The sequence below is a fragment of the Duncaniella sp. genome, assembly GCF_029054785.1.
Lineage (GTDB): Bacteria > Bacteroidota > Bacteroidia > Bacteroidales > Muribaculaceae > Duncaniella.
The window spans coordinates 1-5,082 of record NZ_JAIDEN010000154.1; the positions used below are offsets into that span (position 1 = coordinate 1).

General features: G+C 47.7%; 5 protein-coding genes. 2 read left to right on the forward strand and 3 right to left on the reverse strand.

The genetic code is table 11. From position 1 onward, the window contains the following. Positions 1-339 precede the first annotated feature (339 nt). Positions 340-1,452: an SPFH domain-containing protein gene (locus K2H17_RS09555; protein WP_300134106.1), complete on the forward strand. Its 1,113-nt coding sequence runs from the start codon at positions 340-342 to the stop codon at positions 1,450-1,452. Between the two features lie 38 nt (positions 1,453-1,490). Next, positions 1,491-2,540, forward strand: coding sequence for a CFI-box-CTERM domain-containing protein (locus K2H17_RS09560; protein ID WP_300134108.1), 1,050 nt, complete (start codon positions 1,491-1,493; stop codon positions 2,538-2,540). Between the two features lie 10 nt (positions 2,541-2,550). Here K2H17_RS09560 and K2H17_RS09565 read toward each other — a convergent pair whose 3' ends face one another. From K2H17_RS09565 to metX, 3 genes are all read right to left on the reverse strand, one after another. After that, complete coding sequence (locus tag K2H17_RS09565) at positions 2,551-2,862, reverse strand: nitrous oxide-stimulated promoter family protein (protein ID WP_300134110.1); 312 nt, start codon at positions 2,860-2,862, stop codon at positions 2,551-2,553. A 2-nt stretch (positions 2,863-2,864) separates the two neighbouring features. Continuing rightward, on the reverse strand, positions 2,865-3,758 hold the full coding sequence (locus tag K2H17_RS09570; RefSeq protein ID WP_300134112.1) for an EamA family transporter: 894 nt from the start codon (positions 3,756-3,758) through the stop codon (positions 2,865-2,867). A 74-nt stretch (positions 3,759-3,832) separates the two neighbouring features. Continuing rightward, on the reverse strand, positions 3,833-4,840 hold the full coding sequence (metX, locus tag K2H17_RS09575; RefSeq protein WP_300134114.1) for a homoserine O-acetyltransferase: 1,008 nt from the start codon (positions 4,838-4,840) through the stop codon (positions 3,833-3,835). Positions 4,841-5,082 lie beyond the last annotated feature (242 nt).

Consider the following 5,082-nt stretch of genomic DNA (forward strand, 5'->3'; position numbering starts at 1 on the left):
CTTCCCGCTATCGGGGCGCGCTCGGGACTTGCACCCGTTAGATTATGCCCATGTCGGGCGAACATAAGCGGAGACCGCGTCAATCAAATTGGCGCGGTCTCTGTTGCAAAATAGGGGGTATTAAAGTGTGTTGCGGTTGTGACATAGAAATTGATCGTAGGTGTTAGATACATACAAAAAGGCAGTTAAGATGGCATTGAGAATAGACAATGGAATAAAGTTACTGAAAATAAAAATGTCTATATATTCTTTGTTTTATGAGGTTTATGACTATATTTGCATATGTATTGGATGAATATTGTCCATGAAATTTGAAATAATCGGACTAAAAGTCTTCGCATGGCTATAATTGATATCGTAAAATATCGGAATATTGATGGTGAGCTTTGCCACAAATTCGATTCGGAGGATTTGAGGATGGGATCCCAGCTCGTAGTACATCCGGCACAAACGGCTTTCTTTGTCAAGGGAGGTGTGATATGTGATGAGTTTACTGCTGGTACATATACTCTTGATACAAGAAACATCCCTCTTCTTAATCGGATTGTAAATCTTCCGTTCGGTTCAGATTCTCCATTTCAGGCTGAAGTCTGGTTTGTCAATCAGACTGCGAAACTCAATTTGCCTTGGGGGACCCCGCATCCCATTCAGATTGAAGATCCGCGTTATCATATTATAGTACCTATCAGGGCGCATGGTCAATATGGTATCAGAGTAACCAATCCCCGCGTTTTCCTTGAATCGCTAATTGGAAACATGGGATCGTTTACCTCCGAAAAGATTGATCAATTTTACAAAGGGAAAATAATCTCTGCTTTAAATACACTGCTTGCGAAACAAATTATTACCAATGGTGTTTCTGTCCTTGAAATAAATACATTGCTTCTTTCAATGTCAGATTCGATCAACGAACAATTGAACCAACGGTTATGTAAATATGGTGTTATGATAGTAGAGTTTGCCATAATGTCGGTCACATTCCCTCAGGATGATGAGAGTGTTGTCAGACTTAAAGAGGCGAAAGACCTTGCCGCCCGTCTGAACATTACCGGACGTGATGTTTATCAAATGGAACGAAGTTTCGATGTCCTTGAAAATGCCGCTAAGAATGATGGCGTAGGAGGTCAGATGATGGGACTTGGAGTCGGTCTGGGTGCCGGTGTGGGCGTCGGGAGTTCAGTGGGTAATATTGTCGGACAATATATGAATGTTAATCCGCCACAAATACCGCCGCTTCCTGAGCCGCCGGTATTATACTATATTGCGATTAATGGTCAGCAAGTTCCAAATTTGACTGCTGAAAATATTGCTGCATATGCAGCTAAAGGGATTGTGAATGCCTCAACTCTTGCATGGACAGTCGGAATGCAGACCTGGCTTCCTGTTTCTCAGATACCGGCATTGGCATCAGTAATCAATATACCAACACCTCCCCCGATTCCTGAAGCGTGATAGGCTAAGTATTCAGAAAAAATTAAGTGCGAATATTTATGAAAGCATTAACGTGTGAAATGTGCGGAAGCACTGAAATTATCCGCGAAAACGGCTTGTATGTCTGTCAGGCTTGTGGTACCAAGTATTCGATAGAGGATGCTAAAAAAATGATGTCGGGAAACACTGTCAAAATAGAAGGGGCAGTTAAATTGGATATGTCCGATGAACTGTCCAATTTTACGGTCCTTGCACATCGGGCAACCGAGGCAAAAGATTGGGACAGGGCATATATTTATTATGAGAAGATTCTCCTGATGAATCCTGATGATTGGGAAGCCAATTTTAATGTACAGTACTATAAGACTTTTAGTGCACGACAGGAAAACATTTTGATGGAGATAGATTCTCGTCTGGATATTTTCAGACGGAACATACCTTATTTAAACAATTTGCTTGCAAAGGAATATTCGCCTGCGGAATATTTTAACAGGATACCTGAAATTTGGGATCCGGTCGTGAAAAATTGCAATATAATTTGGAATGATCATGTTACCCGCCTTTCTAAAGTCGCGGGTTTCTCCATGAATGATGCGAAGCAAAAAGTACAGGAGGAAATTTTTGGATATGTTCAAAAAAATATGCCTGCTATTATCAATTTCTTGACGGAATTACTGTGTAATATTGATCTCACCTTTGGTCCGATAATCCAGGTCTGGGTTATTTCAAATGCTAAGGCAACCATAGTATTGGCGAATCGTACTCCAAAGTGTGATCCGTCGGCAATTGAACGCCTGTCAGCGCTTGTGAAAAAATATGAAAAGGATTATGTTGTCCCCAAAAAGAAAGCTTGCTATGTTGCGACAGCGGTTTATGGATCATATGATTGTCCTGAAGTATGGACTCTACGTCGGTTCCGCGATTCTTTCCTTGCTGAATCATGGTACGGTCGAGCCTTTATCAGCATCTACTATACCATCAGCCCGACCTGTGTTAAATGGTTTGGCGAATCAAGATGGTTTAAAAATCTTTGTGCTGTCCCCTTGAACAAATTCGTTAAATATTTGCAAGGTATTGGAGTTGAGAATACTCCATACAACGATTTGTAAATATACTTAATTAAGGTTTTCTCATCTCGGCAAGAAGGTGACGGATGGCGGAGGCGGGGTCGATGAAGAGCATGCGTGGGCCGACGTAGCGCATCACGGCTTTCATCCGTTCTCTGTATGCCGGAGAATAACAGTGGATCGGGCATTTCCGGCAGCTGGGCTTGCGGTTGCCGTGCGGACACCGGTCGAGTCTTTGGTGTGCATACTCCAGAAGGGCGCGGCATTCCTCGCAGATTTCGTTGCCGGATGTGTCGTGATGCCTGTGGCAATAGATGGAGATCATTCGGGCTGCCACTGCCTTTTCGCGCTTGATGCGCTCCATTGTCAGGCCGGAGAGTTTTTGTGGCGGCGGCCTGAGAGGATCAGGACGATGACTGCGAGGATTATCAGCACGATTCCGATCGAGGCTCTGACGGTGAGGATCTCGCCGAAAAGCGCGACGCCGAACATCACTCCCGTGATCGGTTCGAGGGCGCCGAGGATGGAGACCGGAACTGATCCGATGCACTGGATGGAGATGGCCACGGTCATGAGCGAAACGATGGTCGGGACGATGGAGATGCCGGCTATACATGCCCAGGCAAGGGGTTCGGATGGTACGGGCTGCACTTCGGTGAAGCCGTTGGTACGCACGGCGAATACGATCATGCCGAACAGAAGCGAGTAGAAGGTCAGGGTTGAGCCTGCGAGATGGCGGATGCGGCTTTTGTTGATCATGACCATGTAGAGGGCATAGGCGAGTGAGGAGAGGATGACAAGTGTGACTCCCGTGGCTGTCACATGCGCTCCTTCGCCGGGATTGCATAGGAAGACTACTCCGGTGAGGCAGATGGCGATCGAGAGGATGGTCCATGCCGAGATCCGTTCATGGAAGAAGATCCAGAGGATGAGGGCAATGAACACCGGTTCGACGAAGAGCAGGGTCGATGCGAGTCCGACGTCCATGTATTTGTAGGCTTCGAAAAGAAGCACTGACGACATGGCGAAGAAGATGCCGAGCAGTACCATCAGCGGAATGTCGCGGCGGGCGAGGCGAAAGCTGTCGCCGCGGATGAGCATGATGGCTCCGAGGATCATGGTTGCGAAAAGATAGCGGTAGAAGAGAACTGAGGAGACACCCATCCCCATTTCGTAAAGCGGGACGGCAAAGAGAGGATTGGTGCCATAGCTGACAGCTGCAATGGCACCGAGGATATAACCTTTGGTTGTCCGGGTCATTTCTGAGGGCGTTTGAATGCTTAGGGTATGTTTAAAACAAGAGTTAAAATTTTATCGAAAGTTTTGAGGCGGAATTATTTCATGAATGGAAGCAGGAGATTGTTGAGCTGATTGTATTCCACAAGGAAGCCGTCGTGGCCGAAGGGGGAGTGGATCTCGCCGTAGACGGCGCCCGGAATTTTCGAGCAGAGTTCCTGCATCTCGCGAGGCGGGAACACAATGTCGGTTTCGAGTCCGACCACGAGGGTGCGGGCTTTGATGCGGCGGAGTGCGGCGTCAAGTCCGCCACGTCCGCGGCCTACGTCGTGGGTGTCGAACGCTTTGAGGATGGCATAGTAGGAGTAGGCATCGAAGCGGCGGCAGAGTTTTTCGCCCTGATACTGCTGATAGCTTGAGGCGCGGTGGACTTCCGGGAGTTCCTCGACGTCTTTCTGTGTGAGATTGTAGCCATAGTAGCCGCGATAGCTCAGGAGGCCTATGGCACGTGCGGCGGCGAGACCTTTGCGGCCTGCCTGGGGATCAGGATCGCCGAATGTCGGGTCGGCCTCGATGCTCATGCGCATCGTCTCGTCAATCGCGATGGTCCACGGTGTGGCGATCGCGTCAGTGGCCATCAGTACGAGTTTTTCGAAGCGATCTGGTTCCATGACGGCCCATTCGATTGCCTGGAAACCTCCGACCGAGCAGCCGACGAGGGTGCGGATCTGTCCGATTCCGAGGGCTTCGGCAAGTATGCGGTGGGCGTTGACTATGTCGCGGATCGTATAGGCAGGGAAGTCTTTGTAATAGGGAGTGCCGGTTGCCGGATTCGTGTGAAGCGGCGAGGTGGTGCCGTAGGGCGATCCGAGAATGTTGGCGCAGATGATGAAGTTGTCTGTGGGATCGAGGAATTTGCCTTCTTCCACGGTGTGGGGCCACCAGTCCTGGACGTCACTGTTGCCTGTGAGGGCATGACATACCCAGATGACATTACTTTTGTCGGCATTGAGAGTGCCGTAGGTGTGATAGGCTATCCTGAGAGCATCAAGCTGCCCGCCGAGTTCAAGACTGAAGGGGGCGTTATGGTGATAATAGTTGATCATTATTTATACTTAAGTAACTCTTAAAAATTAAACGTAATATGTTTATCCAAAGTAACCGCGGGAAATACTTTTATACTTCCTGCGGCTTTATTCCGGTAAAACTCAAATTGTTCATCGGTCGTTTATATCTATAAACTCTCTCTTCACTCTTTGAGGTTGTTTAAAAACAATAGTTAAAATCTGAGCGAAAGTTTTGAGGTGGATATGGTTCTGAATTGAAGGAGCATAGCGAGCTATGTGAC